The following is a 3,100-nucleotide window of genomic DNA, read 5'->3' as shown; positions in this document are numbered from 1 at the left end:
AGTCTTCCAGCCGGTCAAGTCGGTGGGTGTCGTCGGCGATGGCCGCCGCTACGCCTGGGTCGTCGCCCTGCGTGCGGTGGAAACCATCGACTTCATGACCGCGCGCTGGGCACATTTGCCATATGAGCTGCTGGAGAAGGTCTCCAACCGCATCATCAACGAAATCGACGGTATCTCACGCGTGACCTACGACGTATCGAGCAAGCCGCCCGCCACGATCGAGTGGGAGTGACGGGGCTGCCCATTTGGCGGAGCAGGGTGGGGAATTGCCGGGGTGTGTCCGGCGGGAGTTCGAGGATTACCTCAAATGCGGCTGCCTCGAACACGGGTTTCTTCGGGTGTGCTACGACACTTGCCACGTCGAGCACCGGGTCGTTTTCGATTGCAAACGCCGCGGCTTTAGCACCGCGGCAGGATCCCGGCTGGCCGAGGGGGCAGGACGAGGACGCAATTGGAGAAAATGCGGGCAGATTCCCAGACGATATACGCGCAATTCGGGCGCACTCAGGATGATCGACCGGTGAAGTGGCGGGCCGTTGACGGGTGAGCGGTTGCTGGACCTGGGGAAAAGGGGCGTTCATTCTTCCTTGCACGCGATGCACCAGTGCGTAGTATCGTGCAGAGCGCTGGCGAAATGATTGGTTCTTCGCGGATTCTGGGGGAAGAGCGGGTTGACAGGCAGGGAAGTGGGTAAATTGGCAGTCGTTCAACATCCCAACCCCCACACCCTGCTGTCGCCGTGCATCCTATTGATCTTACCGCTTTCTGGCCAGGCTACGACGTCGTCGCTTCTCGCCCCGTAGCTGAAAATACCCTGCTGATCGAGCTCGAACCCCAGGCCGCGCGAGTGCCCCGGTGTGGGCGCCGTCTGCAGCCCTGTCCGTTGATTTACGAACGGCGTCTATGCCACGTGCGTGACCGCGACCTGCTGGATCAGCGGGTGTCGCTCCAATTGCCCGTGCGTCGCGTCGACTGCCTGCGGTGTGGGCGGGTGACCGAACGGATCGATTGGCTGGAGACGGCTTCCCGCCTGACTCGACGCTTGCAAGCCTGGCTCGAGAGCTTGTTGTGGATACTGCCCATCAGCCACGTTAGCCACCGCACCGGCCTGCATTGGCACACCCTCAAGGCCCTCGACAAACGCCGCCTGGAAGCGCAGGCAGGCGCCATCGAGCCCGGCGACGTCCGGCGGCGCCTGGTGATGGACGAGTTCGCCCTGCACACGGGCCATCGCTACGCCACGGTGATCATGGATACCGAGCGAACACGCGTGCTGTGGGTTGGCCACGGCAACAGCCGCCAGGCGATTCGCCCATTCTTCGAGTGGCTCGGTGAGCATTGCCAGCACATCGAGGCGGTCGCCATGGACATGAACGCCGCTTTCGACCTGGAAGTGAAGCGGCACTGCTCTCAAGCCGAAGTGGTGTACGACCTGTTCCATGGGGTGGCGCGCTACGGTCGTGAGGTGATCGACCGGATCCGCATCGACCAGGCCAACCTCCTGCGCGATAACAAACCAGCGCGCAAGGTGGTCAAGCGCAGCCGCTGGCTGCTGCTGCGCAACGCTGAGAACCTCAAGGACGGCCAAGCCGTGCAGTTGCATGAATTGCTCGCCGTATCAAGGTGATCTAGCGCATGGCCTATGGTTTCCGGGACTCGGACTACTTCTTCCTGAAATCAAGGCCGCCTTCCCCGGGAAAGCGCGATGAACCAAATGATTGGCGCGGTAGCGCAGCCGGTGCGGGGCCTACGCGATCGCGGGCAGATACAGCGGCTCCTGTGCACCAGGGCGCAAGTGAATCTGCCAACTGCGGTAATGACTGCGGCACTGAATGAGGAGCTGCAAAGGAGAAGACCATGACTATCGGTACCATTCTGTTGATCATCTTGATTCTGATGCTCCTAGGGGTCCTGCCGGTATGGCCTCACGCACGGAGCTGGGGTTACGCTCCAAGCGGAATCGCGGGCGTGATTCTAGTGATCCTCCTCGTCCTGTTCGTGATGGGGTGCCTCTGACATCAGCCCTCGAGCGGTCGGGAACGGCATACGACTCGAGTGACGTCGAAGCCTACGGGAATGAGCTTCCGGGATGGCAAGAAAAAGGGTCTGCAACCGCTTCCGGGCCCCCTCCGTCTTTCTGTATGGATGCGGGTTTATGTTCGACATCGTATAGGGCAGTGCCCGATCATGGGCTAGGCTGACGTTTGTATCGGAAATTTCCAGGCAACGGGTTCCATGCCCGGTTTTCGCAGTCGCGAAGGACCATGAGCACTTATCAAATAGGAGATGTGAAATGTTCAATATAAGAGGCAACATGGTTGCGGCCCTGATCGCGATGGCGTTGGTCGTTTCGATGGGTGTCGCGGGCCAGGCGGGTGCGGCAACCGCCGAGGATCTGGACAAGGACTCCGCGCAGGCGCTCAAGACGCTCTATGAAACCAGCTCCGTCGCCGAGTCTCTTTCGCGTACCGCCAAGGCCGTGCTCGTCTTCCCGAACATTGTCAAGGCCGGACTCGTATTCGGTGGCAGTTATGGTGAAGGCGTGCTGATGAAGGGGGCCAGAGTCGTGGATTACTACAATTCCGTCACCGGGTCCTGGGGTCTGCAGATCGGTGCGCAGTCGTATGGCTACGCCGTGTTTCTGATGACGGACGATGCCGTGCGCTATGTCGAGAAGACCAAGGGATGGGAAATCGGCGTAGGGCCGACCGTCGTCGTGGTCGACGAGGGCGTGGCGAAGAATCTTTCGACTTCAACGGCGAAGGATGATGCTTATGCATTCATTTTCAGCCAGCAGGGCTTGATGGCTGGCGTCAGCATCGAAGGCACGAAGATTTCCAGGATCGACCGATAATTATTCCATCCCGAAGTCACCCACACTCCGCAGGGCACGCGCATCTGCGCCCGCTTCGTGCACGACATCTGTGGCTGCGGCAACGCCTGGGCGCCCGGCAACATTATTGCGGACGCCATCGCCACGGTGCGCCGGCAGGTGGGTGAGGGCAAGGTGTTGCTGGGCCTCTCCGGCGGGGTCGATTCGTCCGTGGTTGCCGCACTCCTGCACCAGGCCATCGGCAATCAGCTGACCTGCGTGTTCGCC

General features: G+C 61.0%; 2 protein-coding genes and 4 pseudogenes. All 6 read left to right on the top strand.

The genetic code is table 11. The features are described from left to right. Nucleotides 1–232, top strand: a pseudogene (locus NA637_RS24420) (glutamine-hydrolyzing GMP synthase); the annotation flags it as partial. Between the two features lie 4 nt (nucleotides 233–236). Then, nucleotides 237–437 (top strand): annotated as a pseudogene (locus NA637_RS24415) (IS91 family transposase); the annotation flags it as partial. 302 nt (nucleotides 438–739) lie between these two features. Then, nucleotides 740–1,624 (top strand): annotated as a pseudogene (locus NA637_RS24410) (ISL3 family transposase); the annotation flags it as partial. Between the two features lie 233 nt (nucleotides 1,625–1,857). Next, nucleotides 1,858–2,016, top strand: coding sequence for a DUF3309 family protein (locus tag NA637_RS24405; protein WP_256075120.1), 159 nt, complete (start codon nucleotides 1,858–1,860; stop codon nucleotides 2,014–2,016). Nucleotides 2,017–2,314: 298 nt separating this feature from the next. Further along, a complete protein-coding gene (locus NA637_RS24400; protein ID WP_256075121.1) occupies nucleotides 2,315–2,854 on the top strand; it encodes a YSC84-related protein in 540 nt (179 codons plus the stop codon). Nucleotides 2,855–2,857: 3 nt separating this feature from the next. Next, nucleotides 2,858–3,100: pseudogene (locus NA637_RS24395) on the top strand (asparagine synthase-related protein); the annotation flags it as partial.

The sequence above is a fragment of the Stutzerimonas stutzeri genome (assembly GCF_024448935.1).
In the GTDB taxonomy this organism is placed as follows: domain Bacteria; phylum Pseudomonadota; class Gammaproteobacteria; order Pseudomonadales; family Pseudomonadaceae; genus Stutzerimonas; species Stutzerimonas stutzeri_AO.
Note: the sequence above shows the minus strand (reverse complement) of the source record. Positions and strands in the feature narration are given on the sequence as shown.

Coding starts and splice junctions, on each gene's coding strand:
- NA637_RS24405 (WP_256075120.1), top strand. CDS start 1,858: ATGACTATCGGTACCATTCTGTTGATCATCTTGATTCTGATGCTCCTA.
- NA637_RS24400 (WP_256075121.1), top strand. CDS start 2,315: ATGGTTGCGGCCCTGATCGCGATGGCGTTGGTCGTTTCGATGGGTGTC.